We start from the raw sequence: 25,698 nt of genomic DNA, 5'->3' as shown, positions 1-25,698 counted from the left end.
CAATGCCGAAGATCGCGCTCGACCCCACCCCGTTCCACCACGACCTGTCGCTGCTCGAGTTCCCGCGCAAGGTCGCGGAGCTCGGGTACGAGTACCTGCAGCTCACCCCGCACAAGGACTTCATCCCCTTCTACCGACACCCCAAGGCCGACGACGACCTGGTCGACGCGTTCGCCGCGGCCTGCCGTGACGCCGGGGTCCAGGTGGCGAGCGTGCTGCCGGTGCTGCGCTGGTCGGGCCCGGACGAGGACGCCCGACAGGCTGCGGTGCAGAAGTGGAAGCGGGTCATCGAGATCACGAAGCGCCTCGGCGTGGACACCATCAACACGGAGTTCTCCGGCCGCCCCGAGCGCGCCGAGGAGTCCGAGGACCAGTTCTACCGGTCGATGGAGGAACTGCTGCCGATCATCGAGGACGCCGGCATTCGGGTGCTCATCGACCCGCACCCCGACGACTTCGTCGAGGACGGGCTCGAGGCGCTCCGGGTGATCCGCGGCCTGAACTCGAAGCACGTCGGCTTCGTGTACGTCGCCTGCCACACGTTCCACTACGGCGGCAACATGGACGAGATCATCGACGCCGCCGGTGACTCGCTGCAGCTGGTCCACGTCGCCGACGCGTACGACCACCGTCGCTCGCACGGCCTGCGCTACATCACGAACCCGCCCGGCAACCCGGTCCGCGTGCACCAGCACCTGCCGGCCGGGCAGGCGGACGTCGACTTCGACGCTTTCTGGGCGGCACTCGACCGGGTCGGTTTCTCGGCGCGCGCGGACACCGTCGCGGTCTCGAGCGTCTTCGCCGAGGACGAGAACGCCGACGCGGTGTCGCGGTTCCAGCTCGACACGATCACGAAGGGACTCCACCGATGACCACCACCCTCGAGACGCAGGCGTCCACCGACGCCGACTCCCGTCCCGTCACCCTGCAGGCCGCGGAACAGACCCCGACCGCCCTGTGGAACGACTCCGCCGACCCGCGGGAGCTGTCGACCGCGATCCACCAGTACGGTGCCGTCGGGGCGACATGCAACCCGGTGATCGCGTACACCTGCATCCAGCAGGACCCGGAGACCTGGGTCCCCCGCATCCGTGCGATCGCTGCCGAGCACCCGACGGCGGGGGAGTCCTGGATCGGCTGGAAGGCCGTCGAGGAGCTCTCCATCGCCGCCGCGGCGCAGCTGCTGCCCGCGTTCGAGGCGTCCGGCGGCCGCAACGGTCGACTGTCGATGCAGACCGATCCCCGGTTCCACCGCGACCAGGACGCGCTCGTCGAGCAGGCCGTGCGGTTCTCGCAGCTCGCGCCGAACATCATCGTGAAGATCCCCGCCACGAAGGTCGGCATCGCCGCGATCGAGGAAGCCGCCTACCGCGGGGTCTCGATCAACGCCACGGTGTCCTTCACCGTGCCGCAGGTCGTCGCCGTGGGCGAAGCCATCGAGCGTGCCCTCGACCGTCGTGCTGCCGAGGGCAAGCCGGAGCAGGAGTTCGGCCACGTCGTCACCCTGATGGCCGGCCGCTTCGACGACTGGCTGAAGACCGTCGTCAAGCGTGACCACGTGATGGTGGACCCGGGCATCCTCGAGTGGGCCGGTGTCGCGGCGGTGAAGAACGCCTACCGCGTCTTCCAGGAGCGGGGGTTCCGCTCGCGCGTGCTGGTCGCCGCGTTCCGCAACGCGCTGCAGTGGTCCGAGTTCCAGGGCGGTGACCTCGTCGTCTCGCCGCCGTTCCAGTGGACGAAGGACATCAACGACAACGCGTTCCCGTTCCGCCCGCACGCCATCGACGACGAGGTCCCCGTGCACGTCATCGAGGCGCTCCGGGCCGCGACGCCGGAGTTCGCCCGCGGCTACGACGTGGACGGCATGGCCATCGACGAGTTCGACCGCTTCGGTGCGACCGTGACGACGCTCCGGCAGTTCCTGGACGCCGACGCGAAGCTCGATGCCCTGGTCCGCGACATCATCGTCCCCGCGAACTGAGACGTGACCAGCTGCGCAGCGCGATCCACGGTCGGAACCGCGGGGTCGCGCCCCGGGCGCTGCCGCACCAGCCTGGAGGCCCGGTGCCGGTCCCTGAGACCGGCACCGGGCCTCCAGGCAGTTGCGGCATGTGCTGACAAAGTCCGCAGCATCGGCTAGGGTCGTTGTCGCGCTCCAACGCGCGTCACCTGAACGAAGGAGTTCCCCATGGACAGCATCGGCGTCGGGCTGATCTCGGTCGGCTGGATGGGGCGGTTGCACTCGCGGGCCTACCGGGCGTTGCCGGACCACTTCCCGGAGCTCGGCGTCCAGCCGCGGCTCGTCGTCGCGGCCGACCCGGTCGAGGCGGCGCGCGACCAGGCGGTGACGCGGCTCGGGTACGAACGTGCCGTCGCCGACTACCAGGAGGTCCTCGCCGACCCGGCCGTCGACGTCGTGTCGATCTGTTCGCCGAACTTCTTGCACCGCGAGATGGCCGTCGCCGCGGCCGAGGCGGGCAAGCCGTTCTGGATCGAGAAGCCGATGGGGCGGTACGCCAGCGACTCCCGCGCCATCCACCAGGCGGTGCAACAGGCGGGCGTCATCACGAGCGTCGGGTTCAACTACCGGCACGCCCCGGCGATCGAGCGTGCCCGTGAACTCGTCCGCAGCGGGCGGCTCGGCCGGATCACGAACGTGCGCGGCTCGTTGCTCGCCGACTACTCGTCCGACCCGGCGGCCCCGCTGACCTGGCGCTTCGAGCGTGAGCGCGCAGGATCGGGCGTGCTCGGCGACCTGCTGTCACACGGGTTCGACCTGGCGCAGTACGTGGTCGGGCGGATCGCCTCGGTCAGTGCGCTCGCGGAGACGTTCATCGAGTCGCGTCCGCGGCCTGCTGCCGGCATCGTCGACCGCAGTGCGGCGGCGACCGGTGAACTGGGCGCTGTCGAGAACGAGGACTACGCCGCGCTGCTGTTCCGGTTCGAGGACGGTGCGGTCGGCACGATGGACTCGAGTCGGGTGATGCGTGGGCCGCACGCCGAGTACGCGCTCGAGATCTACGGCACCCGCGGTTCGGTCCGGTGGGACTTCCAGCGCCTCAACGAGCTCGAGGTGTACCTCGACGGACAAGAGGTCGACGGGTACGCCACCCACTACGTCGCTCCCGGTGACGGCGACTTCGGTCGGTTCCAGCCCGGCGCCGGCACGGCGATGGGCTACGACGACCTGAAGACGATCGAGGCGGCGCAGTTCATCGCGAGTGTCCGGCGCGGGGAGCAGCTGGCGCCGTCGGTCGCGGACGGGCTCGCTGCCGCGTCGATCGTCGAGGCGGCGGAGGCCTCGCTGGTCGACGGTGCGTGGCACGATGTCGCCCTGGTCGACGGGCCGCTGACGTACGGGGCGCCGACACCCAGGATCTAGACACGCGGTGCCGCTCCCTTGTTAGTATGTAAGGACAAAGTCCGAGCAACCAGGAGGCACCATGCCGCTCGTCCGAATCGACCTCACCACCGGCCGCACGCCCGAGGCCGTCCGTGGCATCGCCGACGCCATCCACCAGGCCATCGTCGACGTGTACGGGATCCCGGTGCGAGACCGGTTCCAGGTGATCACCGAGCACCCGGCGCAGCAGATCATCGCCGAGGACGCCGGTCTGGGGTTCGAGCGCACCGAGGGTGTCGTGATGATCCAGGTGTTCACGCAGCGCGGACGGACCGACGAGGCAAAGGCGTCACTGTACCGGGCGATCCACGACGCCCTCGCGGCGATCGGTGTCGCGTCGGAGGACGTCTTCATCGGCTACGTCGAGAACGGGCCGCAGGACTGGTCGTTCGGCTTCGGACGGGCCCAGTACGTGACGGGCGAGCTCGGGGTGCCCGCGCTCGGTTGAGGCCGTGCGGGGGCGGCGCGGTCACGACACCCCGCTCAGTTCCGTCGGGTGGTCACGAAGTGTCGGTTGCCGGGCGTCCGGGCGACAGTTCGTGACCACTCGGCGCACTGCCGACGGCGAGTCGTGACCGCTCGACGAGCGACCTACTTGTCGACGAGCGTGACCTCGAACGAGTACCGGTCGGGGCGGTAGCAGTGCACGCCGTACTCGACCGCGCGGCCCGAGGCGTCGTACGCGGTACGGCTCATCGTGAGCACCGGGTCGCCGTCCTCGATCTCGAGCAGACCGGCCTCTTCGTCGGTGACCGCCCGGGCGCCGATCCGCTGCTTGGCCACCCGCATCGTGACGCCCCGGCCGCGGAGCAGCTGGTACAGCCCGTGCGCCTGCAGGTCATCGTCCGTCAGGTCGAGGAACTCCGGCGGCAGGTAGTTCTCGAGGATCGCCATCGGGACGTCCTCGGCGAACCGCACCCGTCGGATGTGCGCGACGATCGTGCCCGGCTCGACGCTCAGCGCTGCGGCCACGTCGTCGGGAGCGGGGACGTCGTCGCGCTGCAGCAGCTTCGTCGCCGGAGCCTGCGCACCCTGGGCCAGGTCGTCGTACAGGCTGGTCAGCTCGACCTTGCGCGTGACCGGGCCGTGCACGACCTGGGTCCCGATGCCGCGGCGGCGCACCAGCAGACCCTTGTCGACGAGGTCCTGGATCGCGCGACGGATCGTCGGCCGCGACAGGCCCAGACGCTCACCGAGGGCGATCTCGTTCTCGAGCCGGGCCCCTGGCGGCATCGCGCCGGAGCGGATCGACTCCTCGATGCGCGAGGCGACCTGGAAGTAGAGGGGCATGGGACCCGACCGGTCCAGGTCCATGAACAGGTCGGACGGCAGCTGGCCTTCGTTGGTCATCGCGGTCCTTCACACGTGCGGAGATGCCGGCGACGGTGCCGACGGCATTGTCGTGACAATACCACCGGGGATGTGGCACCCCGGCCGAGCGCAACGGGCGTTGCGCCAGTCGGCGAACCCCGTCAGTCGGCGAAGACCATCGGTCGGTTCGACAGCCGCGGCTGGTTCGCGGCCTTCGGCTTCTCGGCACGAGCACGGACCGGGGCGATCGTCACCCGGGTGACCGCGCCGAGTGCCTCGACCGTCTCGACACCGTGGTGCCCGGCGGCGTGCACCACGATCGCAGCGCAGGCCTCGGCGTCGGCAGCGGCGTCGTGGTGCTGGAACCCCTCGAACCCGGCGGCCATCGCGGCGACCGGCAGGCGGTAGGAGTCGAGCGTGTAGGTCTTGCGGGCGACCGCCAGGGAGCACAGCGAGTGGTGCTCGGCCAGGTCGATCCCCGTCGCGGAGCACCCACCGGCGATGACGCCCATGTCGAAGCGGGCGTTGTGCGCCACCAGGACGTCGCCCTCGGCGAAGGCCACCAGGTCGGGGTACTGCTGCTCCCACGTCTTGGCGCGCGCGACGTCTTCGGCGACGATGCCGTGGATGCGGGTGTTCCACTCGAGGAACGCGTCGTGCCCGAACGGCGGGCGGATGAACCACGACGCCCGATCGACGACCCGGCCGGCGCGGACCTTCACCAGCCCGACGGAGCAGGCGCTGGCGGGCGAGCTGTTGGCGGTCTCGAAGTCGATCGCGGTGAAGTTCAACGGCACGGTCCCGATCGTCGCACGGGGTTCCGACATCGCCGTCCGTTCCCCTCGGCGTTGCGTGTGGCTACTCTCAGCGCATGGGGAACGACGCCGACCGACGTCCGCTCGTCTTGGTGCTCGCCGGGACCGGCTACGGGCAGCAGGCGCCGCTGCTCTGGTGGACGAGCGAGATCGCGCTCGCTGCGGGGTGCGAGGTCATCGCGCCACGATGGCAGGTCGACGACGCTGCCGGAGCCGATCCGGTCGGCTTCGTCGAGGCCGCTGTCGCCGCGGCGCTGGGGGACCGGCTGCCCGACCTCGTCGTCGCGAAGTCGTTCGGCTGCTTCGCCCTGCCCTGGGCGATCCGCAACGACGTGCCCGGGGTCTGGCTCACCCCGGTGCTCACGCACGACGATGTGGCCACGGCGCTCGCCGCCGCGACTGACGCGCACGACGCGATCGGGGGTGGAGCCGACACCATGTGGCGGCCCGACCGTGTCTCGGGGACGGCTGCGCGCCTCCAGACCGTTGACCGTGCCGACCACTCGCTGCAGGTGCCTGGCGACTGGCGGCTCTCGCAGCGGCTGCAGGCCGACGTCTTCGACGTCGTCGAGCGCCGCATCACGGCCCTGCGGCCCCGGAAGGGTGGGTCACGTCCGCTGGCCTGACGGACGGACTGGAGGCCCGGGTCGGCTCCGACAGGCCGCCGCCGGTAGGCTGTTCTCCCGTGGCTCTCACCATCGGAATCGTCGGTCTCCCGAACGTCGGCAAGTCGACCCTGTTCAACGCCCTGACCAAGAACCAGGTCCTCGCCGCGAACTACCCGTTCGCGACGATCGAGCCGAACGTCGGGGTGGTGAACCTGCCCGACTCGCGGCTCGACCAGCTCGCCGAGCTCTTCCACTCGGAGAAGACCGTGCCGGCGCCGGTGTCGTTCGTCGACATCGCGGGCATCGTCAAGGGCGCGAGTGAGGGCGAAGGGCTGGGCAACAAGTTCCTCGCCAACATCCGCGAGGCCGACGCCATCGCGCAGGTCGTCCGTGGCTTCACCGACGACGACGTCGTGCACGTCGCGAACAAGGTCTCCCCGAAGGACGACCTCGAGGTCATCAACACCGAGCTGATCCTCGCCGACATGGAGACCATCGACAAGGCGCTCCCGCGGTACGAGAAGATGCTCAAGCTCAAGCAGGCCGAGCCGGTCGTGCTCGAGACCGCTCGCGAGGCCCGTGCCGCGCTCGAGCAGGGCACGCTGCTGTCCGCCACGAAGATCGACCTGTCGCCGATCGCCGAGCTCGGGCTGCTCAGCGCCAAGCCCTTCATCTTCGTCTTCAACGTCGACGAGGCGATCCTGACCGACGAGTCCCGCAAGGCCGAACTGGCCGCGCTGGTGGCCCCCGCCCAGGCTGTCTTCCTCGACGCCCAGGTCGAGTCGGAGCTCATCGACCTCGACCCCGCCGACGCCGCCGAACTGCTCGAGTCGACCGGGCAGACCGAGTCGGGCCTCGACCAGCTCGCCCGCATCGGGTTCGACACCCTCGGGCTGCAGACCTACCTGACGGCCGGTCCGAAGGAAGCCCGTGCGTGGACGATCGGCAAGGGGTGGAAGGCTCCCCAGGCTGCCGGCGTCATCCACACCGACTTCGAGAAGGGCTTCATCAAGGCCGAGGTCATCTCGTTCGACGACCTGGTCGCGACCGGCTCGATCGCCGAGGCCCGCGCTGCCGGCAAAGCCCGCATCGAGGGCAAGGACTACGTCATGCAGGACGGCGACGTGGTGGAGTTCCGCTTCAACAACTAGCTTCTGCGATTTGCCCGAGCACTCCGGCTCACCTGCCTGGCGGCGAACCATTCGCGTCATGCTGCCTGAAGGATCTTGAATCGACGGTCGCCAGCACGTCGACAGGGTTGCCCATCATCGGCTTACCGACTTGTTGCAGCTCAATCATCAGACGGTAGATGACTCTGAGCGGAGTAAGTCGGCCACCGCCCCGACCGGCATGACCTCGATAGCGGCAGTGTTTACATGCTCCGCGAGCCAAGTGCGTCCTGACGCAAAGACCAGTGTGTCTATATTAGCGGCATGTATGCGCAAAATGACGACCGGCTTTCCCTGTCTCCGTGACGCACGTTCGGCTACTTCGCAGCTGTCGGTCAAATGTACCCACAAACGCTTTCCGCGAACGAGGCCGGCCTGCGCTTCGAGCACCGATGCAATATTTTCCATCGGTGTTGCGTGGTAGAGAAACATCGGTGGCTTCTTTGTCTCGTACCGAATTTCAGTGCGGCGGGAATGCCCATAGGATGCTCTGATTTCTGGCCCTTCGAGTTCGAAACGCGGTTCGCCCAGTGCGCCGGCGATGAAAAGCAACTGTTGCGACGAAACCTTGTGGCCACTAGCGATCAGCAGGTCAGTGAGCTCTTCGACATGGACCCAACCATCTCTTGTAGCCGGAACCGCTGGATCGTGTCGTAGATGATACGCCATTGCTCGACTAATGCGGCGTCGCTCGGCCTCAGGGAGCTGCTCTATTTGCTCGTTAGCCGCGACTCCGATCTTTTCTGCCCAGCGCTGGGAGATGCGGAGCGCAACGTCTCTTAGGCGTGAAGGCGGACTCGTTCTATAAATCGAACGGAGGAGATTGCCTGCGTGAAGGCGTTCAGATGCTGTTGAATCGGGACTGGACAATGCCCATAGGCCCCGAGCGAGCATGCTCGCTCGGTACGCCAGTGTGATCTGATTCGATGATAGTTCCAGGCGGTAATCGTACTTGAGCAGCGAGTTGCAATAATGGGTAAGCAAATCTTGCCGCGAATCCCAGTCGTCCGGGGAGAGAATCGGAGAATCCTCGATCAGCTGTGCCAGCTCGTATCCAAATGGACGCGCGCCAGTTGCGTCGAGGTCGACGGCGAGAATCTTTCCGTCGTTCGCGACGAGCCAATTCATAGCGTGCGCATCACGCCTCCCAAGCAGGGGAACGTTTTCGAGAGCGCTCCACCATTCTTCGAACACGGCGCGACGATCTTGTTCGAACCCGAGGGGGCGGAGCCAGCGTCCAACTTCGCGTTCCCAAAGCAGTTTTCGAATATTTCCCGAGTCGGTGCCGTTTGTCGCGGTCGCATGCATGAACGCGAGGTATTCGACGACATCGCGCAGGGCCGCTCGCCCATCGTGAGTCGACCGGATATGTTCTTTCAGGGTCGCACCACTGCGGAATCGTCGAATCGAGACGATCGCGTTTTCGGGGCCGATCGGCAGGCCCGGTATCGGGCTCCGGAGAACCATGATGTGCTCAATTACACCGAATCTACTGCCGAGGTGACGGCTATCGATCAGTCGGGCAAGTTCCTCGGTCCGTGCAGAATCTCGTTGGAGGGCAATTTCGGACATCTGTTTGAAGACAAAGGTCTGGCCGGCCGTGTTGTCAGAATCACGGAGCGCAACGACGCCGCCGCGTCCCCCGAGCTCTGTTCTCGTCACATCAGGGCTTCTGATAGCGAGGCTTGCGGCTTCTTCATAGACAACGGCTGCCTCCCCGTTGCGTATCGCGATCGCCAGATCCGAATCCACATTGAGGAGTGATCCGAGTAGCCCGCCTTGTGTCTCGAGGTCGTGGGCAAGAATTGTAAGCTTTGCCGCGTCAATTGAATCGTCGTCGTCGCGCGTAGCAAGGAAGCTCAGTGCTTCCCGCCGCGAGGTTACGTCGCCTGCAAGGTGCGCGAGTCGAAGCTGATCCTCGGCGAGCGCAAGTTCGACGCGCGATCCTCGGAGCTTCGCATTCCCCTTAGACCCTTCCCGGAGCTGGATTGCCTTTCGGAGATTCCATAACTTGTCGTTATGGTTGAGTTCTTCCCGTCGCGCTAGGTATGAATGCAATTCTGCTCTCACGTCCCGAAAGACGTACTCCGTCGACCGGGGATGTCTACTTAGGGCTTCCGCGATAGCGGGGGCAGCGCGACGGTACGCTGCGGGGACTTCAAGATGTGAGGTTCTATGACCGAATGGAAAGCTCACGCCTTGGGTCTTGAAATCGCTGTGCGGCGAGCGAATCCACTCGTCGAAAGCTTCGAGCAGACTCGATTGCATCGCATGTCGCGCTGCTTCTTCTGCCGTCAAATTGCCGAATCTGCCGGCGTCGTCGACTGCTCCATGCGCCCTCCGAAGGAGTGCCGCTCGAACCTGAGAATTGGCGGTCGTTCCAATCAATTTTGACCAAACTTCGGACGAGTTCAGATACCAGGCCACCGAGGTTGTAATGGAAGCATTGAAGTCACGTAGCTGCTGTGACGCTTGTACGAGGGCGTCCTCCTCTCCGAAGAGGTCGTAACGCCAGATGCAGCCCTCGAGGTAGTAAGTCAGGGCGTTGTCCGCTCCAAGTTCGTGGGCGGACAGGAGTGATTCGCAGGCTTTTGTGAGTTCGTCTTGGGTTGTCGGAGCAAAGCGGGCAGAAAGGACAGTGGCGATTCCGAAGCGTGACACGAGAGACCGGCGCGGCTCCGTGCCTTCGAGCCGTGCGGCTTCGATGAGAAAGCTAAGGTAAGTCCGAGCAACCTGCAGCGCTCGCGCGAAGACAGTGCGCCGCGCCCACGAGGCTTGAAACGCGGCGTCGAGCGCGGAGCGAGCGACTCGTTCGCGGACTAACATAAGGGAATCTTGTAGATTCAGACTGAATCCACGGAGATAAGTACCGACGCGGGCTGCGTTCGTCGACAGCTGTTCTTCTTCGACTAGGCAAGCGAGAAGCGAAGGGGAAGTTCTTGCGGCGCTTTCTTTCCATCGGTACGCTATCTGCGCGCCGGACGTTCCGGAGGAAACCCAATCCGCGACAGCCTCACCTCCGGCCTGGGCGATCCAGGAGCGCAGCTCTTCACGTACGTCTGATCCGGCTTGCTCGGCCACCCAGACGGCACGGCCAAACGAAGAATTGAGGGCTTCCGTGATGGCGTCGAGGGATCCGCGGCCTCGCTTGCCCTCGACTCGCTCTGCAATCTCAAGTGGTGTAGGTACGGGCATGGGTTTGTCGAGCCTCCACGGCTTCGGTGAAAAGTAGGTCAGAGTTTGGCGCAGTTGGAAGCGATGCGCAACGGTTGAGGAGACGTTGCTCCCCCCCCCCCCCCCCCACCGAGGACTGGGCAGGCTGACAATGGGCTGGGCATGCTTCGGCGTCACGATCGCCGCCGCTCAGCGATCCTCGTCGTTCCGAAGTCCGACCCGAAGGCACTTTCTACCTACGTCGGCTGGGAGCTTACGAGTGAGCCGCGTGCGTATAGGGCCGGTCAGCCGGTGTACACGTTCGACGTGTTTCTCCAGGCGAGCGGACAAGGCCCCGATGGGCGCGTCAGGAGCTGCGTGGCGCACTTCAACCACTCAACGAGGGGCATGGGACATGCGTGTTGTCTATGGGTGCAAACGAGCATGGAGTGCGGAAGCCTGGCGAGCGCTACGTCGAGAAGGATCGGCCGCAACGGACCCAACATCTGCGACGCGCAGTCTTAAGATTGAACTTGTGACTGAACCCGTGACCGAAGAGGCTAGTCCGTCGGATTCTTCGAGAGTCGTTGACGACGACAGGCGCTGGTTGTACTTCCTCGCGTCTCTAGTGGTTGGGGTCGGCGTCGTTGTTCTCCTTGGGAGTATCCCGGCACCTCCGGGTGCGGTTGTCGTCACTGCTTGGCCGTCAACTCTTGCCCCAGCGGGAGCAACCCTTGTTGTCGGGGGAGTCGCGGGCCTCGTCGCTCTAACCGCTTCAGGCAGTTGGCGTAAGCAGCGGGCGCGGGACGAGATAGTCGAGCGAGAGCGGCGGGACAGCGACCGCAAGTTCGAAGCTTGGAAGATTAGAGCCGGTCAGTACGACACCATCGCCGTGTCTGTCCTCAAGCAGTTCGTGGTTGAGGAGATCGATAAAGAGGCGATGGCGGCAGACAGGGCGAGAGCAGTGCTGTGGGGCTCGTCCGCCGTGGTTGAAGCGCTCGAAACCTGGGATGTCGAGGCGGAGCGCGCTCGGATGCGGCAGGTGGCGGAAGGCCGCGAGCAGTTCAACGATGCGCAGAAGGGAGACCTCTGGTCAGCTCTAGCAACGCTGATTCGAACGATGCGCTCGGAGCTCCCGGGCGACCTTCAAGAGGTGCTCCCGAACCGGCGGGTTCTCCGCGCCATCTTCTCCGACTTCCGGCAGCTCGACGACGAGGGGAAGCTGCCCGAATCAGCACAGCCAATGGCTGAGACGTGAGCACGCCGCTGCAGGCCAGTGATAGCACGGATGCGCGGAATGTGATGGAGTTCCGCTTCAATAACTGATCTGCCCACGTGGTTCGTCGTGCGCCAGCATGAGCGCATGACGAATGCACAGGCAGGGTGGTACGACGACGGCTCCGGCACCATGCGGTGGTGGGACGGTTCCGCGTGGACGGAGCAGGTGCAGCAGCAGGCGCCCGCGGCGTCGGGGGTCGGTGGAGTGATCGGCCGGATCCAGGCGGCAGCGGCTTCGGGCGGTCAGCCGCGTCCGGCACAGAACGGCATGAGCTACGTCGTGCTGCAGGTGGTGCTCAAGGAGAAGTTCTTCGGGACGGGTTCGGGCAACCTCACCGAGCTCGAGAAGGCGATCAACGCGCAGGCTGCGCTCGGGTACCGGCTGCACACGATCACGACGGCCTCCTCGGGGAGCACGGGTTTCGGCGGCGGCGACCGGGTGCAGGCCACGATGTTCTTCGAGCGCCTGAACTGACGCGAGCGGTCCGAGTCGTCGGGACGTCCGGTGGGGTCAGCCGACGAGCGCCAGGATCACCGCGGGGATGCGGTGCTCGATCGCGTCCCAGACGATCTCCTTCCGCGCCTTCCGGTAGTCGTGCGACAGGATGTTGCGGGTCTTCCGGACCGCCGCCAGTGACAGGTCCTACGGAAGTCGTGCCTCCCGGTCCTGGGGGATGCGACCGAGCAGATCGTCGAAGTGGATGATGACCGCTTCGGCTGCTCGATAGGCGAGGCTGCGGGTCGCGTCGAACTCGCTCCGCCCGTGCTCGACGATCATGGAGCACCCGGCGAGCAGGTCGAGGAAGCTGGCCTGCAGCGACGGCCACCGCTCTTCGAGGGCACCAGGGTCGCGGTCGTTTCGGGGCCGAGGCGTGAACCGGTGAGCCGGCGTCACAGCGGCACGGCTTCGTCGAGGACGTGGGCGAAGTGCTCGTCGTCCTCGAGGTCGTCGGTGAGGACGTCGACCTCGAAACCGGTGATGCGCTCGACCTCGTGCGCGAACCCACCGAGATCGAACAGCGATGCCGCGGGGGTCAGGTGGACCAGCAGGTCGATGTCACTGTGTTCGGTGTCCTGCCCGCGCACCGCGGAGCCGAAGACGCGGACGTCGTCGAGGTGGAAACGCTTCGCCTCGTCGAGGATCGCGTCGGCGTAGACGGCCAGCGGGATGCTCGGGCGGGTGTGCGCCGCTTCGAGGATCCGCCGGAGCGAGTCCTCGCGTGGCCGCTTCCGTCCGCTCTCGTACGCCGAGATGGTGGGCTGCTGCATGCCGGCGGCGGCAGCGAGACCGGTCTGCGAGAGGCCGAGGTCTTCGCGGGCAGCGCGGATCAACTGCGCAGCCCGTTCGATCCGCATGGCGACCTCCCCCATAGCTCTCGGCTCTAGACGAGCACCGGGAACGACGAAGCGCCGCCGAGCAGACTCGGCGGCGCTTCGTGGTGGTGCTGGTGGGACCTAGGCCGCGAGGGCCATCTCGCCCGCCTGCACGGACTGTGCCTGCAGCAGGGTGCGGCTGGCCTCGCCCGCCCAGGAGCGGCCGGGGACGGTCCAGCCGGCCTCGCCGACGGCGTCGAGCCGGGTGCCCCGGGTGACGAAGGTCCCCAGGTCGTCGGCCGCGATGCGGACGAGGTACTCGCGCTGCGAGCGGTCGTCGCGCACCGGGAACTCGGCGATGCGGTCGGGGGTGATCGTCGGGGCCGCGAGTGCGGTCCCGAACACGGTGATTCGTTCGTTACTGGTCATGGTGCTGTACTTCCTGGTCATTCGGCGCCAGGGCGACTCGGTGTCGGCGGACGTCTCAGTCCAGCGCGACGCATCGAGTGCGGGGCGCGCACGTCGCGTTTCAACGTGCAGCTCGTCCGTTCGGATCGAGCGGTGTCTCGAGTGGAATGCGACTCGGGTGAGTCGGTGTCGAGAGGTTGGTGTGCGCGAGTCAGATGGGTTCGCTGCAGTGCACCAACCAGAGACTATACGCCCGCCCCGCCGAGAAGTCCAGCAAGCGACCGGACCGAGCGTCAGGAGGCCAGGAACACCGTCCAGCGGTCTCCGCCGGCGGCCACGTTGCCCGACCCGTCGAGGCGGGCTGCGGCCGAAGAGGGCTTGCGCGCAGCCTGCTCGTGGATCAGCCCGTCGAACGACGCCGAGAAGTCCAGACGGGGCAGCGCGGCCGTGACGTCCCGCAGGTCGTCCGACGCCCACCTGTCGAAGCCCACGCCGGAGACGTCGAGCGAGGTCGCCACCTCGAGCAGGTGCCCCTCGGCGTCGAGCTCCGGGGCGACGGACCGCCACATGTGCCGCTCGATGATCTCCCCGACCCGACGGGCTCGCACGGCGTCCCACCCGGCGCCGAGCGCGAAGACCGATCCGACCGCGCCGCCGGCATCCTCGAAGGGCACCCGGTGGGCGTCGAACAACGGAGTCACGCCGAGGTCGTGGAGCATCGTCGCGACGAAGAGCAGCTCGGGGTCCGGTTCGAGGTCGACCGTGGGGACGAGCAGGACTGCCCATGCCCACGACCGCAGGCAGTGGTTGACGAGAGCCGGTTCGGACCATGCCCGCACGACGTCCAGTGCGCGCGCAGCGACGGGGGAGGGCGGGGTGAGCAGGGCTTCGACGTCGACCGGCATGGCACGACAGTAGCGGCAGGAGCACGCCCCGCCAGCCCGGGTTCGCATGCCCTGGATCGGCACACGTGCCCCGGATCGCAACGACGTGCGCATGGGTGCGGGGGGCGTGACGCGACCACGGGACGGACGGGAGGCCCGTGGCGACACCGCCACGGGCCTCCCGTCTGCACTGGGCTCAGTTCAGGGCCGGGGTGTCCTCCGGCACGACGCCGTCGGCGTACAGGTCGGTCGCCAGGTCGCGGAGCGCGCGCAGCGCGACCCGCTGCGTGAGCGGGCCGTAGGAGATGCGGGCGACGCCGAGCGCCTCGTACTCCGCGGCGGGCAGGGCGCCGGGCAGGCCGATGACCGAGAGCTTGCCGCGACCGAGACCGGCGACGAGCCGCTCGACCACGGAACGATCGATCGCGCCGGGCACGAAGACCAGGGCGGCGCCGTTGTCCAGGAACGCCTTGCCTCGGGCGATCGCGTCCTCGATGCTCTCGTCGATCGGGCGCTCGCCGCCGCGGGCGATCGCGTCGGTGCGGGCGTTCAGCTGGAAGTCGACACCCTCGGCCTGCGCCGCTGCGGTGATCGCGGCGACGCGGGCGACCGCCTCGTCGAAGGGACGCAGCCGGTCCTCGACGTTGGCACCCACGATGCCCGAGCCGATGGCGCGGCGGATCGTCTCGGCGGGGTCCTGGTACCCGTCGTCCAGGTCGGCGGTGACCGGCAGGTCCGTCGCGGCGGCAACGATCGCGGCGCCCGACAGGGCGAGGTCGAGCGGCATGCCGCCGTCCTCGTACCCGTACGACGCGGCGATCGAGTGCCCGGCGGTCGCGATGGCCTTCGTGCCGGGCAGGTCGCTGACGACCTTCGCGGTCATCGCGTCCCACACGTTCACGACGCGCAGGATATCGGGGGCTTCGTGCAGCTGCTTGAGGGTGACGGCCTTGTCGGCGGTGCTCGTGCTCATGTCGCAGAGCGTAGGCCGACGGGGCGGCCCCCGGCCGTGACCCCACCCGAAGACGACGTGGGATGACGTCGGGAGTCGCGCCGGACCGCCGGGCAGGGGCATGCTGGGACGTATGGCGAGCGACGAGCAGGACCCGGTCGGCACGCTCCGCGGGGTCCGGACGAGCATCAAGTGGACGCGGTACGCGCCCGACGTGCTGCCCCTGTTCGTCGCCGAGATGGACCACGACGTCGCCCCGGCGATCCGCCAGGCCCTGATCGAACGGGTCTCGCAGTCCGACCTCGGGTACCTCGACGGCCCCGGCCCGCTCGCACCGGCCTTCGCGCAGTTCGCGCTGGACCGCTGGGGCTGGCAGATCGACCCGTCGCGGATCCACCTGGCCACCGACGTCAGTGTCGGGATCGTCGAGTCGCTCCGGCTCGCGCTGCCCGACGGCGGCCGCGTCGCGATCACCCCGCCGGTGTACCCGCCGTTCTTCGAGCTCGTCGAAGAAGCTCGATGTCAGGTCGAGGAGGTCCCGCTGCTCGAGCAGTGGGGGCAGTACCGGCTCGACCTCGAGGGCCTCGAGCGGACGTTCGCCGACGGGGTCGGCGTGTTCCTGCTCTGCAACCCGCACAACCCCGTCGGGCTCGTGCACGACCGGGCCGACCTCGTCGCGATCGCCGAACTGGCCGCGAAGTACGACGTCCTCGTCATCAGCGACGAGATCCACGCACCTTTGACCCACCCCGGCGTGCAGTTCACCCCGTTCGCCGCCGTCGCCGAGCCCGTCGGAGCCCGGAGCGTGTGCGTGACCTCGGCGAGCAAGGGCTGGAACCTCGCCGGCGTGAAGTGTTCGGTCATCGTCGCCGGCGATCCCCGGACCGCCGCGCTCCTCGACACCCTGTGGGAAGAGGTCGCCTGCCGTACAAGCATCCTCGGGCTGCACGCGAACCTGGCGGCGTTCACCCTGGCGACGGACTGGCTCGACGACGTCGTGGCGCGCATCGTGGCGAACGACCGACTGCTCGCCAAGCTCCTCGCCGAACACCTGCCCGGTGTGGTCTACACGCGGCCGCGCGCCGGGTACCTGGCGTGGCTCGACTTCCGGGGCATCGGCCTCGGCGACGACCCCGCGGTGCCGCTGCGCGAGAACGCGTACGTCGCGCTGAACTCCGGGCTGAGGTTCGGGTCCGAAGGGCGGGGGTTCGTCCGGCTCAACCTGGCCTGTTCTCCGGAGACCCTGCGCGAGGCCGTGTTCCGGATCGCGTCGGCGTACCCGTCGAGCGCACAGGAGGGGCTGGTCTGGCACGTCGCGTGAGCGGTGGAACGGCGTCGTTGCCGGCTACACAGCACCGAGTGAACACGAGACGTCGGGTCGGCGCCACGCACTCGATGTCTTCTGCTCACTCGAGCCCGCCGGGGTCAGGCCACGTACTGGTTGCGGCCGACGACGCGGATGCGCAGGTCGTCGTCGCGGTCCATCGCGAGGAGCTCGCGGGCGACGAACCCGACGGACGGCCACCGGGAGACCTCGGTCACCATGAAGCCGTCGATGAACACCTGCCACGTGCCGGCCTCGCGGACCGCCTGCACCTCGTACATCGCCATGCCGTGAGCGTACCGGGACCGGCCGCCGTCAGCGCAGGTCGAGCGTCATGTGCACGTCGGCCCGCACGTACGGGCTCGGGGCGATCTCATCCTCGCGCAGGTGCCGGAAGCCGAACGCCTCGTACAGGTGCACGGCGCTGGTGAGCTGCGCGTTGCTCTCCAGGTCGATGCGGTGTGCTCCGAGCTCGCGGGCCCGGTCGAGTGCCGCGGTGATGAGCTTCCGCCCGGTGCCGTGCCCCTGGTGGTCGGGGGAGACTGCCATCTTCACGAGTTCGAACACGCCGGGGGTGGTGGGCACGACCCCGATGCACCCGACGACCTGGTCGTCGAGCCGGGCGACCAGGACGGCACCGCCCTGCTCGACGACGCGGCCGACGGGGTCGGAGAGGAACACCCGGTCCTCGTCCTCGAGGGTGAAGTACCGGGTGATCCAGGCCTCGTTGAGCGTGCGGAACGCCTCGGCGTCGGCGGGGGTGGCGAGGTCGGCGATGGTGACGGTGGAGGTCGCTTCGGGCATGCCTCCATCCTCGATCGACGATGCAGTCGCGTCCAATACTCGTTCGCGCTGATCGATACGCTGTGTGCATGGATCGAGAACCCGACGTCGACCTCCGTCACCTGCGGGCCTTCCTGGCCGTCGCCGACGAGTTGCACTTCGGCCGAGCGGCCGAACAGCTGCGGATGGCCCAGCCCGCACTGTCCCAGCAGATCCGGCGGACCGAGCGCGCGCTCGGGGTCGACCTGTTCGTCCGGACCAGCCGCAGCGTCGCCCTGACCGCCGCCGGCCGGGTGCTGCAGGGCCGTGCGCGGTCGTTGCTCGGGCAGGTGCGGCGCGACCTCGACGAGACGGTCCGGGTCGGTCGGGGCGAGGTCGGTCGGCTCGACGTCGGGTTCGTGGTCTCCGCGCTGCCCCTCGGGCCGATCGAACGGGTGCAGGCGTTCCGGGAGCGCTACCCCCTGGTCCGGGTGGAACTGACCGAGGGGTACTCGTCGACGCTGCTGGCGCGGATCGTCCGCGGCGAGCTCGACCTCGCCGTCGTCCGCGATGCCGACCCGGACCCCGCCGTACGCCTGCTGCCGTTCCGGTCCGAGGCGTTCGTCGCCGCCGTCCCGCGCGGGCACCGACTGGCAGGCCGCGAGCGCATCCGCGGCACCGAGCTGGTCGACGAACCGTTCGTGTTCTTCCCGGCGGTCGCCGGAGCACTGGCGACCGAGCGCAACCTGGCACCGGTCACCGCCGGTGGGCGCCGACCCGTCGTCGTGCAGGAGGCCACCACCTGGGCGACCGTGCTGCACCTGGTCGGGGTGGGCCTCGGCGTGACGGTGGTGCCGGAGAGCGCCGCGCTCGCCGCACCCGACACGGTGACGCTCCTGCCGCTCGAGGGCAGCGACCACCGCAGCGAGCTCGCGTGGGCGATGCGCGCTGACGACGACCGCGAGATCCTGCGCAACTTCGTCGCCGCGGACTGACCGAGCGGCCTCGGTGCACGGACGTGAGCCGGTCGGGCGTCCTCGTTCAGCCGAGCGACAGGACGGGCGCCCGGTGGTCACCGAGCTCGTCGATGCGCCACGGCCGGGCCCCGCGCAGCGTCAGGCCGAGCTGCACGAGCACGAACCCGACGTGCGGTTCGACATCGGGGTCCCACGGGCCCTCGACCCCCAGGCCGAACGCGCCGAGTTCATCGTCGGCTTCGTCCCGCAGGGTGAGTCGCCACCGTCCGTCGCCGAGTTCCTCGACCACGGCCCAGCGGGCGGTGCCGAACCGGCTCACGCCGTCTTCATGATGTCCGCGGTGAAGTTCTGCACGCGCTGGAGCAGGGACGCACCCCGCATCGCGATGGTCGCCGGCGGGTTCAGGTGCGGCGGTGCGGTGCGGATGAGCATCGGGCAGCCGAGGTCTTCGCAGATGTACGTGCCGATGGTGTTGCCGTTGCGGCCGGACTCGCCAGCACGTGCGGCGGAGAACAGCCGGACCTGGGTCGCGGGCTGCGGGGAGTGGCAGAACGAGCACATCGCGGCGATGCCGGGGCGCAGCGACCCACCGGCGGACCGGACGACGATGCCCACGGGGCGCTCGTCGATCCAGGACACGATGTACCCGCGGCGGGCGGCCTGCGGGTCGCGCCACCCCAGGAACTCGCGCTCGTCCCAGAGGGTCTCGTGCAGGCCGGGGATGGGCAGCTGTGCGAGTTCGTCGGCTGTGGCGTTCACGAATGACGATCGGATGTCGGCTTCGGTCAGTGGCTTCACGGTCCGATCACCATATGCCTCGCCCCCGACACGTGGTGCGTCACGACAGCCTGGAGGCGCGGATCGCGCCGAGCGCGCTGCTCCCGTCCGCCACCAGCACCGCCCGGCGCAGGGCGTCGCGTCCGACGCGACGGGCCGCCGCGTCGTCCGCGGCGAACTCCACGAGCACACGCGTCGACCGCGCCATGGCGCGCGCACCGGGCACCCACGGGACCGCACGCTCGATCGATTCGGCGACCGCGACCGCAGCCGCGTGGTGCTGGGTCAGGTGGGCGCGTTCGTGGGCGACCACGGCCTCCAGTTCGTCGGTGCGCAACCGGTCTGCCAGGCCGGTGCTGACCAGGACCCCACCGCTCCGGCCCGGCACGGCGCACGCCAGTGCGTGGTCCGCCTCGACGACGGCGACGGGGGTGCCGTCGATCTCGCGGTGCGGGGCGACCCCGGAACGCATCGCCTGCCGGACGGCCTCGTGTTCGGGGCCGGGGCGGACCCGGACCGCGACGACGAACGCGACGACCGCGAGCACCGCGACGCCCACGTTGAAGCCGTGCGTGGGGGAGCCGTCCCCGCCGAAGAGCTCGGTGACCGGACGGTCGGCGAGCACGACCAGGGCGATGCCGGCCACGAAGCCGACGACGCCGAGCAGGACCGCGATCGACCAGCAGACCAGCGCGGTGCGGGGCAGGTCGATCGTCCAGGCGGAACGGGTCAGGACCCGGGGCGCGAACACCACCACCGCGAGTGCGAGGACGATGAGCGCGATGCCGGCGACGACCACGGTGTGCGGCCGGTCAGGAGCGGGCGCGGGCGTCGAGGGCGCGGCGCAGGGCCTCGAGGTCGTCCGAGGCGAGCGACCCGGTGAACTGCAGCAGTGCGGCCTCGCGGTCGGTCGAGGCGGCCAGCGCACTCGACATCAGTGAGGCGGTCTGCTCGTCGCGACTGTGCACGGCGCGGAAGGTCAGGGGAGCGTCGTCGTGCTGCTCCCGTTCCACCTGGCCCTTGCGGCCGAGTCGGTCGAGCACGGTGAGCACGGTCGTCAGCGCGGGGCGGGGCTCGGGGAACGCGTCGAGGACCTGGCGTGCGGTGAGCCCGGCGTCGGCGGAGCGGAGCGCGTCGAGCACCGCCTGCTCCAGCTGCCCGCGGGGGCGCGATCGTTGTCCGGCCATCCCCGCATTCTACGAGATGTCGAAGGTTCGCTCGCGACACACGCCCGAAACGCGGCCTCGGTATGCTCGACGCGGACAACTGAACACACCGGCCGTTCATCCGTCGCGGGAGACGCCGTGCAGTACCTCTGGGTACATCGTGCCCTCGGGCGCGCGCACGGCACCGAAGGAGCAATCCCCCCGTCAATCTCTCAGGTCCCACACCGCAGCGGACAGGCCACTCTGAAAAGCAGACGCTCGGTCGTCTCGCCCACGGTGAAAGCCGCCGGACCTCACGGGCCGCGGTGAAACTCTCAGGCCCATGACAGAGGGGGAGTTCCACCCGGCGATCGTCGCCGGGCCCTGCCGATGCCAGGAGAACTCCGCCATGAGTCCGTCCCCACAGCCCACTCCGGGGCAGCGTTCGTCGCCGCTCGAAGCCGTGCACGAGGCCGCCGGTGCGACCTTCACCGACTTCGCCGGGTACCGCATGCCCGTGCGCTACTCGTCGGACCTCGCCGAGCACCACGCCGTGCGCCAGGCCGCCGGGGTCTTCGACCTGTCCCACATGGCCGAGATCGGGGTGACCGGCACCGACGCCGTCGCCTTCCTCGACCACGCGCTCGCCGGGTCCTTCGGGAAGATGCCGGTCGGTCGCGCCAAGTACTCGCTGCTGCTCGCCGAGAACGGCGGGATCCTCGACGACCTGGTCGTGTACCGGACCGACGACGACGTCTTCCTCGTCGTCGCGAACGCCTCCAACCGTGACGTCGCCGTCGCCGCGCTGACCGCCCGGGCCGACGGCTTCGACGTCGAGGTCTCCGACGACTCCGACACCACGGCCCTCGTCGCCATCCAGGGCCCCGCGGCGGCCGGCACGCTCGACGCCCTCGTCGTCGCCGACCGCCTGCAGCCCGAGACCCCGCTCGACGAGCTCGGCTACTACCGGGTGCTGCACGCGCTGTTCGACGGCGCCGACGTGCTCGTCGCGCGCACCGGCTACACCGGCGAGGACGGCTTCGAGGTCTACACCGACCCGGACACCGCCCCGGTGCTCTGGGACACGCTGCTCGAGGCCGGTGCCGACCGCGGGGTCGTCCCCGCCGGGCTCGCCGCACGCGACACCCTGCGGCTCGAGGCGGGCATGCCCCTGTACGGGCACGAGCTCGGCACCGACGTCCGTCCGGCCCAGGCAGGCCTGGGCCGCGTCGTCGCGAAGGACGGCGAGTTCGTCGGTGCTGCCGGCGTCACCCCGTCCGCGGACGCCCGCGTGCTCGTCGGCCTGGTGACCGAGGGCCGTCGTGCTCCCCGGGCCGGCTACGACGTCGTGCTCGACGGTGCGGTCGTCGGCACGGTGACCTCGGGCGCGCTCTCGCCGACGCTCGGTCACCCCGTCGCGATGGCCTTCGTCGACCCGGCTGCGCTCGCCGCCGCGTCGGACGGGGCACAGGTCCTCCACATCGACGTCCGGGGGACTGCCGTCCCCAGCACGGTCTCCGCGTTCCCCTTCTACCGCCGCGCCTCGAAAGGCTGACCCCATGACCGACCAGACCGCACTCCAGTACACGGCCGACCACGAGTGGCTGCTCGTCGAGGGCGACACCGTCACCGTCGGCATCACCGACCACGCCGCCGAGCAGCTCGGTGACGTCGTCTACGTCGAACTCCCCGCTGTCGGCACCGCCACCACCGCCGGCGACCAGATCGGCGAGATCGAGTCGACCAAGAGCGTCGGCGAGCTCTTCGCCCCGATCGAGGGCGAGGTCGTCGAGGTCAACGACGCCGTCGTCGACACCCCAGACACCGTCAACCAGGACCCCTTCGGTGCCGGCTGGCTCGTGAAGATCAAGGTCGACGGCACCTCGTTCCCCGAGGACCTGATGGACCACGACGCCTACCGGGCCTCCATCGCATGACCGCGTTCGAGAACCTCCAGACGTCCTTCGCCGACCGCCACATCGGCACCACCCCGGCCGACCAGCAGGAGATGCTCGACGTCGTCGGGCAGCCGTCGCTCGACGCCCTGGTCCGTGCCGCGATCCCGGAGTCCATCCACGTCGGGCCCGTCGCCGACTCGGTGATCCCGGCCGCAGTCGGCGAGACCGAGGCGCTCGCCGAACTCCGCGCGAAGGCCGGTCGCAACACCGTCCGACGCGCCATGATCGGTCTCGGCTACCACGGCACCCACACGCCCGCGGTGATCCAGCGGAACGTGCTCGAGAACCCGAGCTGGTACACGGCGTACACGCCCTACCAGCCCGAGATCTCGCAGGGCCGCCTCGAAGCGCTCATCAACTTCCAGACCATGGTGTCCGACCTGACCGGCATGGCCACCGCCGGCGCCTCGATGCTCGACGAGGGCACCGCCGTGGTCGAGGGCATGCTCCTCGCCCGCCGCGCCTCGAAGGTCAAGGGCGACGCGTTCCTCGTCGACGCCGACCTGCTGCCGCAGACCCGTGCGTTGCTCGACCACCGTGCCGATGCCGTGGGCATCACGCTGCGCGCGTTCGACGCCGTCGACGGCCCCAGCGACGAGCAGCTCGACGGTGCGTTCGGCGTCATCCTGCAGTACCCGGGCGCCTCGGGCCGCATCGTCGACCCGTCGTCCGTCATCGAGCGCGTCCACGCCGGTGGTGGCATCGCCGTCGTCGCCGCCGACCTGCTCGCGATGACCCTGCTCGCCAGCCCCGGCGACCTGGGGGCCGACGTCGCCGTCGGCACCAGCCAGCGTTTCGGTGTCCCGCTCGGCTTCGGCGGCCCGCACGCCGGCTACCTCGCCGTGCGCGCCGGCCTGGAGCGCCAGCTGCCCGGTCGCCTGGTCGGGGTGTCCTTCGACGCCGACGGCCAGATGGCCTACCGCCTCAGCCTGCAGACCCGCGAGCAGCACATCCGCCGCGAGAAGGCGACGAGCAACATCTGCACCGCGCAGGTCCTGCTCGCCGTGATGGCGTCGATGTACGCGGTCTACCACGGGTCCGAAGGCCTGCGGTTCATCGCCGGTCGGGTCGCACGGACCACCGGTGCGCTCGCCGCCGTGGCACGCGACGCCGGGGTCGAGATCGTGCACGACGCGTACTTCGACACGCTCACCCTGCGGGCCGTCGGTCGCGCCGAGACGATCGTCGCGGCAGCGCAGGACGCCGGCTACCTGCTGCACACGGTGGACGCCGACACCTTCCAGCTCTCCGTCGACGAGACGACCACGCCCGACGACGTCGTGGCGCTGGCGGGCGTGCTCGGCGCGGTGGACGTGACGGTGCCCGCGACCGAAGCAGCCGTGCGCGACGCGGCCACGGGCCTCCCGTCCGCCCTGCAGCGCGAGAGCGACTACCTGACGCACCCCGTGTTCAGCGCGCACCGCAGCGAGACCCGCATGATGCGGTACCTCAAGCACCTGTCCGACAAGGACTACGCGCTCGACCGCGGCATGATCCCGCTCGGCAGCTGCACGATGAAGCTCAACGCGGCGACCGAGATGGCCGCCGTGACCTGGCCGGAGTTCGCGAACATCCACCCGTTCGCACCGCGTGCGGACGTCGAGGGGTACCTCGACATGATCGGCGACCTCGAGTCGTGGCTCGCCGAGGTCACCGGGTACGACACCGTGTCCCTGCAGCCGAATGCCGGCAGCCAGGGCGAACTCGCCGGGCTGCTGGCCATCCGCGGGTACCACCAGGCTCGTGGCGACGAGGACCGGACGGTCTGCCTGATCCCGTCGAGCGCGCACGGCACGAACGCCGCATCCGCGGTGCTCGCCGGGATGAAGGTCGTCGTGGTGGCCTGCGACGAGAACGGCAACGTCGACCTCGAGGACCTCCGGGCCCGCGTCGCCGCCAACGCCGACACCCTCGCAGCGCTGATGATCACGTACCCGTCCACCCACGGCGTCTACGAGCACGACATCCGCGAGATCTGCGACGCCGTGCACGACGCCGGCGGCCAGGTCTACGTCGACGGCGCGAACCTCAACGCGCTGCTCGGGCACGCCCGCTTCGGCGACTTCGGCGGCGACGTGTCGCACCTCAACCTGCACAAGACCTTCTGCATCCCGCACGGTGGTGGCGGCCCCGGCGTGGGTCCCGTCGCCGCGAAGGCACACCTGGCGCCGTTCCTGCCCGGGCACCCGTTCGCGCAGCAGGCCGACCGGCGCTCCGGTGCGACGACGGCCGACGCCGACGACCGCCTGGCGCACGCCGGTGGGCCGGTCAGCGCGGCGCCGTACGGCAGCCCGAGCATCCTGCCCATCACGTGGACCTACGTCCGGATGATGGGGCTCGAGGGCCTCACCCGTGCGACCGAGGCCGCCGTGCTCGGGGCGAACTACATCGCGTCCCGCCTGCGCGAGGCGTTCCCGGTGCTGTACACGGGCGACGACGGGCTCGTCGCACACGAGTGCATCCTCGACCTCCGGCCGCTGCGGGACACCACGGGGATCACGGTCGACGACGTCGCGAAGCGCCTGGTCGACTACGGGTTCCACGCGCCGACGATGTCGTTCCCGGTCGCGGGCACGCTCATGGTCGAACCGACCGAGAGCGAGGACCTCGCCGAGCTCGACCGCTTCGTCGACGCCATGCTCGCGATCCGGGCCGAGGCCGCAGCGGTCGAGCGCGGAGAGTGGCCGGCGGACGACAACCCGCTCGTGCACGCGCCGCACACCGCCTCGTCGGTGATCTCGGGGGAGTGGGCGCACGCCTACACCCGCGAGCAGGCCGTCTACCCGCTGCCGGGCATCAGCGGCCGGAAGTACTGGCCGCCGGTGCGCCGCATCGACCAGGCGTACGGCGACCGCAACCTGGTGTGCGCCTGCCCGCCGATCGAGGCGTTCGCCTGATCCGGTCGGGCGCCGACACCCTGTGGTGATCGTCGCCGAGTGATTCGTGCCCCGTGCCTCGTGCCCTGCCTCGTGCCCCGTCCGGTTCTTCCGGGCGGGGCGCGGTCACGTCCGGACGGAAGGTGCCGGTCTGTGTCCCGGTCCCGGTCTCGATCTGGGGGCTGGCCTTGCCCGGTCTGGCCCGGCCTTGCCCGGTCCGGTCCGGGTGCGACTCGCCCCGGCCCGCTGCGTCGGGTGGCCACGACACCCCGCTCAGTTCCGCCGAGTGGTCACGAATCGTCGTCCGGGCCTCCGCCGAGCGACGATTCGTGACCACTCGGCGGTGCACTCGCGGCATGTCGTGACCGCGGACCAGTGCCCCGGAGCCGTACCCCTGAGCGATGCTCGGCCGTCCCCCGACTTGCACAGAACTGTGCCGGAGTGCAACAGATTTCATGCGGATGCAACAAAAACGCACCCTTCACCTGAGTGCGCGCGAATCTTGCATCGTCTCGCAAGGATCGTGCAAGTTGGTTACCGGCGTGTAACCGTTCGCTCCAGGGTTTGGACGCCACTGTTCACCT

The 25,698-nt window shown here is 69.0% G+C and carries 28 protein-coding genes and 2 riboswitches; of the genes, 13 read left to right on the top strand and 15 right to left on the bottom strand.

Annotated elements, in window-relative coordinates:
- Positions 1-2 precede the first annotated feature (2 nt).
- From QRN30_RS09290 to QRN30_RS09275, 4 genes are all read left to right on the top strand, one after another.
- Positions 3-872 (top strand): sugar phosphate isomerase/epimerase family protein, encoded by an 870-nt coding sequence (locus QRN30_RS09290; RefSeq protein ID WP_159557533.1) that lies wholly within the window; start codon positions 3-5, stop codon positions 870-872.
- A complete protein-coding gene (locus QRN30_RS09285; RefSeq protein ID WP_284760947.1) occupies positions 869-1,981 on the top strand; it encodes a transaldolase family protein in 1,113 nt (370 codons plus the stop codon). The genes QRN30_RS09290 and QRN30_RS09285 overlap by 4 nt, the downstream gene beginning before the upstream one ends.
- A 207-nt stretch (positions 1,982-2,188) precedes the next feature.
- Positions 2,189-3,382, top strand: a complete 1,194-nt coding sequence (locus QRN30_RS09280) for a Gfo/Idh/MocA family protein (protein WP_259496576.1) — start codon at positions 2,189-2,191, stop codon at positions 3,380-3,382.
- Positions 3,383-3,443: 61 nt separating this feature from the next.
- Positions 3,444-3,851: a tautomerase family protein gene (locus tag QRN30_RS09275; RefSeq protein WP_017887098.1), complete on the top strand. Its 408-nt coding sequence runs from the start codon at positions 3,444-3,446 to the stop codon at positions 3,849-3,851.
- A 143-nt stretch (positions 3,852-3,994) separates the two neighbouring features.
- Here the strand turns inward: QRN30_RS09275 and QRN30_RS09270 are convergent, their stop codons facing one another.
- Positions 3,995-4,753 (bottom strand): GntR family transcriptional regulator, encoded by a 759-nt coding sequence (locus QRN30_RS09270; RefSeq protein ID WP_017887097.1) that lies wholly within the window; start codon positions 4,751-4,753, stop codon positions 3,995-3,997.
- A 122-nt stretch (positions 4,754-4,875) separates the two neighbouring features.
- Positions 4,876-5,541, bottom strand: coding sequence for an exonuclease domain-containing protein (locus QRN30_RS09265; protein WP_017887096.1), 666 nt, complete (start codon positions 5,539-5,541; stop codon positions 4,876-4,878).
- 44 nt (positions 5,542-5,585) lie between these two features.
- On the opposite strand from QRN30_RS09265, the gene QRN30_RS09260 reads away from it, so the two are divergent.
- Both QRN30_RS09260 and ychF read left to right on the top strand, forming a co-directional pair.
- Complete coding sequence (locus tag QRN30_RS09260) at positions 5,586-6,155, top strand: hypothetical protein (protein WP_284760946.1); 570 nt, start codon at positions 5,586-5,588, stop codon at positions 6,153-6,155.
- A gap of 59 nt (positions 6,156-6,214) precedes the next feature.
- Complete coding sequence (ychF, locus tag QRN30_RS09255) at positions 6,215-7,288, top strand: redox-regulated ATPase YchF (protein WP_017887094.1); 1,074 nt, start codon at positions 6,215-6,217, stop codon at positions 7,286-7,288.
- Positions 7,289-7,435: 147 nt separating this feature from the next.
- On the opposite strand, the gene QRN30_RS09250 is transcribed toward ychF, so the two are convergent.
- Positions 7,436-10,501 carry an RNA 2'-phosphotransferase gene (locus tag QRN30_RS09250; protein ID WP_284760945.1) on the bottom strand — a complete coding sequence of 1,022 codons (3,066 nt, stop codon included), beginning with the start codon at positions 10,499-10,501 and terminating at the stop codon, positions 7,436-7,438.
- A 493-nt stretch (positions 10,502-10,994) separates the two neighbouring features.
- On the opposite strand from QRN30_RS09250, the gene QRN30_RS09245 reads away from it, so the two are divergent.
- Complete coding sequence (locus tag QRN30_RS09245; protein ID WP_284760944.1) at positions 10,995-11,717, top strand: hypothetical protein; 723 nt, start codon at positions 10,995-10,997, stop codon at positions 11,715-11,717.
- A 105-nt stretch (positions 11,718-11,822) separates the two neighbouring features.
- The gene (locus QRN30_RS09240) at positions 11,823-12,212 is read left to right on the top strand and encodes a DUF2510 domain-containing protein (protein WP_284760943.1); all 390 of its coding nucleotides are present in this window, start codon (positions 11,823-11,825) and stop codon (positions 12,210-12,212) included.
- A 36-nt stretch (positions 12,213-12,248) separates the two neighbouring features.
- Here QRN30_RS09240 and QRN30_RS17635 read toward each other — a convergent pair whose 3' ends face one another.
- From QRN30_RS17635 to QRN30_RS09215, 6 genes are all read right to left on the bottom strand, one after another.
- The gene (locus QRN30_RS17635; RefSeq protein ID WP_350225048.1) at positions 12,249-12,371 is read right to left on the bottom strand and encodes a HepT-like ribonuclease domain-containing protein; all 123 of its coding nucleotides are present in this window, start codon (positions 12,369-12,371) and stop codon (positions 12,249-12,251) included.
- 9 nt (positions 12,372-12,380) lie between these two features.
- On the bottom strand, positions 12,381-12,632 hold the full coding sequence (locus tag QRN30_RS09235) for a hypothetical protein (RefSeq protein ID WP_284760942.1): 252 nt from the start codon (positions 12,630-12,632) through the stop codon (positions 12,381-12,383).
- Entirely contained in the window at positions 12,629-13,093 is a 465-nt protein-coding gene (locus QRN30_RS09230; protein ID WP_284760941.1) for a helix-turn-helix domain-containing protein, read from the bottom strand. Before QRN30_RS09230 ends, QRN30_RS09235 begins: the two co-directional genes overlap by 4 nt.
- A 99-nt stretch (positions 13,094-13,192) precedes the next feature.
- Positions 13,193-13,480 (bottom strand): hypothetical protein, encoded by a 288-nt coding sequence (locus QRN30_RS09225; protein ID WP_017887091.1) that lies wholly within the window; start codon positions 13,478-13,480, stop codon positions 13,193-13,195.
- 272 nt (positions 13,481-13,752) lie between these two features.
- Positions 13,753-14,364: an HD domain-containing protein gene (locus tag QRN30_RS09220; RefSeq protein WP_284760938.1), complete on the bottom strand. Its 612-nt coding sequence runs from the start codon at positions 14,362-14,364 to the stop codon at positions 13,753-13,755.
- A 175-nt stretch (positions 14,365-14,539) separates the two neighbouring features.
- The gene (locus QRN30_RS09215; protein ID WP_284760937.1) at positions 14,540-15,316 is read right to left on the bottom strand and encodes an isocitrate lyase/PEP mutase family protein; all 777 of its coding nucleotides are present in this window, start codon (positions 15,314-15,316) and stop codon (positions 14,540-14,542) included.
- Positions 15,317-15,428: 112 nt separating this feature from the next.
- On the opposite strand from QRN30_RS09215, the gene QRN30_RS09210 reads away from it, so the two are divergent.
- Complete coding sequence (locus QRN30_RS09210; RefSeq protein WP_284760936.1) at positions 15,429-16,616, top strand: MalY/PatB family protein; 1,188 nt, start codon at positions 15,429-15,431, stop codon at positions 16,614-16,616.
- 104 nt (positions 16,617-16,720) lie between these two features.
- On the opposite strand, the gene QRN30_RS09205 is transcribed toward QRN30_RS09210, so the two are convergent.
- Positions 16,721-16,906 carry a hypothetical protein gene (locus QRN30_RS09205; RefSeq protein ID WP_071251915.1) on the bottom strand — a complete coding sequence of 62 codons (186 nt, stop codon included), beginning with the start codon at positions 16,904-16,906 and terminating at the stop codon, positions 16,721-16,723.
- A gap of 28 nt (positions 16,907-16,934) precedes the next feature.
- Entirely contained in the window at positions 16,935-17,423 is a 489-nt protein-coding gene (locus QRN30_RS09200) for a GNAT family N-acetyltransferase (protein WP_056072913.1), read from the bottom strand.
- A gap of 68 nt (positions 17,424-17,491) precedes the next feature.
- Here QRN30_RS09200 and QRN30_RS09195 point away from each other — a divergent pair, with 68 nt between their 5' ends.
- Entirely contained in the window at positions 17,492-18,376 is an 885-nt protein-coding gene (locus tag QRN30_RS09195) for a LysR substrate-binding domain-containing protein (RefSeq protein ID WP_262118456.1), read from the top strand.
- 46 nt (positions 18,377-18,422) lie between these two features.
- On the opposite strand, the gene QRN30_RS09190 is transcribed toward QRN30_RS09195, so the two are convergent.
- From QRN30_RS09190 to QRN30_RS09175, 4 genes are read right to left on the bottom strand one after another with little or no spacing between them, the layout of a single operon-like run.
- Positions 18,423-18,677: a hypothetical protein gene (locus tag QRN30_RS09190; RefSeq protein WP_017887084.1), complete on the bottom strand. Its 255-nt coding sequence runs from the start codon at positions 18,675-18,677 to the stop codon at positions 18,423-18,425.
- Positions 18,674-19,156: an FBP domain-containing protein gene (locus QRN30_RS09185; RefSeq protein ID WP_017887083.1), complete on the bottom strand. Its 483-nt coding sequence runs from the start codon at positions 19,154-19,156 to the stop codon at positions 18,674-18,676. Before QRN30_RS09185 ends, QRN30_RS09190 begins: the two co-directional genes overlap by 4 nt.
- A 40-nt stretch (positions 19,157-19,196) precedes the next feature.
- A complete protein-coding gene (locus QRN30_RS09180) occupies positions 19,197-19,934 on the bottom strand; it encodes a M48 family metalloprotease (protein WP_017887082.1) in 738 nt (245 codons plus the stop codon).
- A 13-nt stretch (positions 19,935-19,947) separates the two neighbouring features.
- Positions 19,948-20,322: a BlaI/MecI/CopY family transcriptional regulator gene (locus tag QRN30_RS09175; protein WP_031259691.1), complete on the bottom strand. Its 375-nt coding sequence runs from the start codon at positions 20,320-20,322 to the stop codon at positions 19,948-19,950.
- 96 nt (positions 20,323-20,418) lie between these two features.
- Positions 20,419-20,538, top strand: a riboswitch (glycine riboswitch).
- Positions 20,539-20,640, top strand: a riboswitch (glycine riboswitch).
- A 49-nt stretch (positions 20,641-20,689) separates the two neighbouring features.
- Between QRN30_RS09175 and gcvT the strand changes: the two genes are divergently transcribed.
- The 3 genes from gcvT to gcvP are packed head-to-tail and all read left to right on the top strand — an operon-like array spanning position 20,690 to position 25,135.
- Positions 20,690-21,835: a glycine cleavage system aminomethyltransferase GcvT gene (gcvT, locus tag QRN30_RS09170; protein ID WP_031259689.1), complete on the top strand. Its 1,146-nt coding sequence runs from the start codon at positions 20,690-20,692 to the stop codon at positions 21,833-21,835.
- Between the two features lie 4 nt (positions 21,836-21,839).
- On the top strand, positions 21,840-22,217 hold the full coding sequence (gene gcvH / locus QRN30_RS09165; protein WP_017887079.1) for a glycine cleavage system protein GcvH: 378 nt from the start codon (positions 21,840-21,842) through the stop codon (positions 22,215-22,217).
- A complete protein-coding gene (gcvP, locus tag QRN30_RS09160) occupies positions 22,214-25,135 on the top strand; it encodes an aminomethyl-transferring glycine dehydrogenase (protein WP_284760933.1) in 2,922 nt (973 codons plus the stop codon). The genes gcvH and gcvP overlap by 4 nt, the downstream gene beginning before the upstream one ends.
- Positions 25,136-25,698 lie beyond the last annotated feature (563 nt).

Source organism: Curtobacterium sp. MEB011 (genome assembly GCF_030209655.1).
GTDB lineage: Bacteria > Actinomycetota > Actinomycetes > Actinomycetales > Microbacteriaceae > Curtobacterium > Curtobacterium poinsettiae.
The sequence above is the reverse complement of the archived record's forward strand: the minus strand, read 5'-3'. Positions and strand labels throughout refer to the sequence as shown.

Bases quoted from the DNA above. Each gene is read 5' to 3' on its own strand.
- gcvH (WP_017887079.1), top strand. From the start codon at position 21,840: ATGACCGACCAGACCGCACTCCAGTACACGGCCGACCACGAGTGGCTG.
- QRN30_RS09280 (WP_259496576.1), top strand. From the start codon at position 2,189: ATGGACAGCATCGGCGTCGGGCTGATCTCGGTCGGCTGGATGGGGCGG.
- QRN30_RS09265 (WP_017887096.1), bottom strand. From the start codon at position 5,541: ATGTCGGAACCCCGTGCGACGATCGGGACCGTGCCGTTGAACTTCACC.
- QRN30_RS09175 (WP_031259691.1), bottom strand. From the start codon at position 20,322: ATGGCCGGACAACGATCGCGCCCCCGCGGGCAGCTGGAGCAGGCGGTG.
- QRN30_RS09250 (WP_284760945.1), bottom strand. From the start codon at position 10,501: ATGCCCGTACCTACACCACTTGAGATTGCAGAGCGAGTCGAGGGCAAG.
- QRN30_RS09215 (WP_284760937.1), bottom strand. From the start codon at position 15,316: ATGAGCACGAGCACCGCCGACAAGGCCGTCACCCTCAAGCAGCTGCAC.
- QRN30_RS09195 (WP_262118456.1), top strand. From the start codon at position 17,492: ATGGATCGAGAACCCGACGTCGACCTCCGTCACCTGCGGGCCTTCCTG.
- QRN30_RS09220 (WP_284760938.1), bottom strand. From the start codon at position 14,364: ATGCCGGTCGACGTCGAAGCCCTGCTCACCCCGCCCTCCCCCGTCGCT.
- QRN30_RS09260 (WP_284760946.1), top strand. From the start codon at position 5,586: ATGGGGAACGACGCCGACCGACGTCCGCTCGTCTTGGTGCTCGCCGGG.
- QRN30_RS09275 (WP_017887098.1), top strand. From the start codon at position 3,444: ATGCCGCTCGTCCGAATCGACCTCACCACCGGCCGCACGCCCGAGGCC.
- QRN30_RS09225 (WP_017887091.1), bottom strand. From the start codon at position 13,480: ATGACCAGTAACGAACGAATCACCGTGTTCGGGACCGCACTCGCGGCC.
- QRN30_RS09205 (WP_071251915.1), bottom strand. From the start codon at position 16,906: ATGGCGATGTACGAGGTGCAGGCGGTCCGCGAGGCCGGCACGTGGCAG.
- QRN30_RS09240 (WP_284760943.1), top strand. From the start codon at position 11,823: ATGACGAATGCACAGGCAGGGTGGTACGACGACGGCTCCGGCACCATG.
- QRN30_RS09200 (WP_056072913.1), bottom strand. From the start codon at position 17,423: ATGCCCGAAGCGACCTCCACCGTCACCATCGCCGACCTCGCCACCCCC.
- QRN30_RS09210 (WP_284760936.1), top strand. From the start codon at position 15,429: ATGGCGAGCGACGAGCAGGACCCGGTCGGCACGCTCCGCGGGGTCCGG.
- QRN30_RS09285 (WP_284760947.1), top strand. From the start codon at position 869: ATGACCACCACCCTCGAGACGCAGGCGTCCACCGACGCCGACTCCCGT.
- gcvP (WP_284760933.1), top strand. From the start codon at position 22,214: ATGACCGCGTTCGAGAACCTCCAGACGTCCTTCGCCGACCGCCACATC.
- gcvT (WP_031259689.1), top strand. From the start codon at position 20,690: ATGAGTCCGTCCCCACAGCCCACTCCGGGGCAGCGTTCGTCGCCGCTC.
- QRN30_RS09270 (WP_017887097.1), bottom strand. From the start codon at position 4,753: ATGACCAACGAAGGCCAGCTGCCGTCCGACCTGTTCATGGACCTGGAC.
- QRN30_RS09290 (WP_159557533.1), top strand. From the start codon at position 3: ATGCCGAAGATCGCGCTCGACCCCACCCCGTTCCACCACGACCTGTCG.
- QRN30_RS09230 (WP_284760941.1), bottom strand. From the start codon at position 13,093: ATGCGGATCGAACGGGCTGCGCAGTTGATCCGCGCTGCCCGCGAAGAC.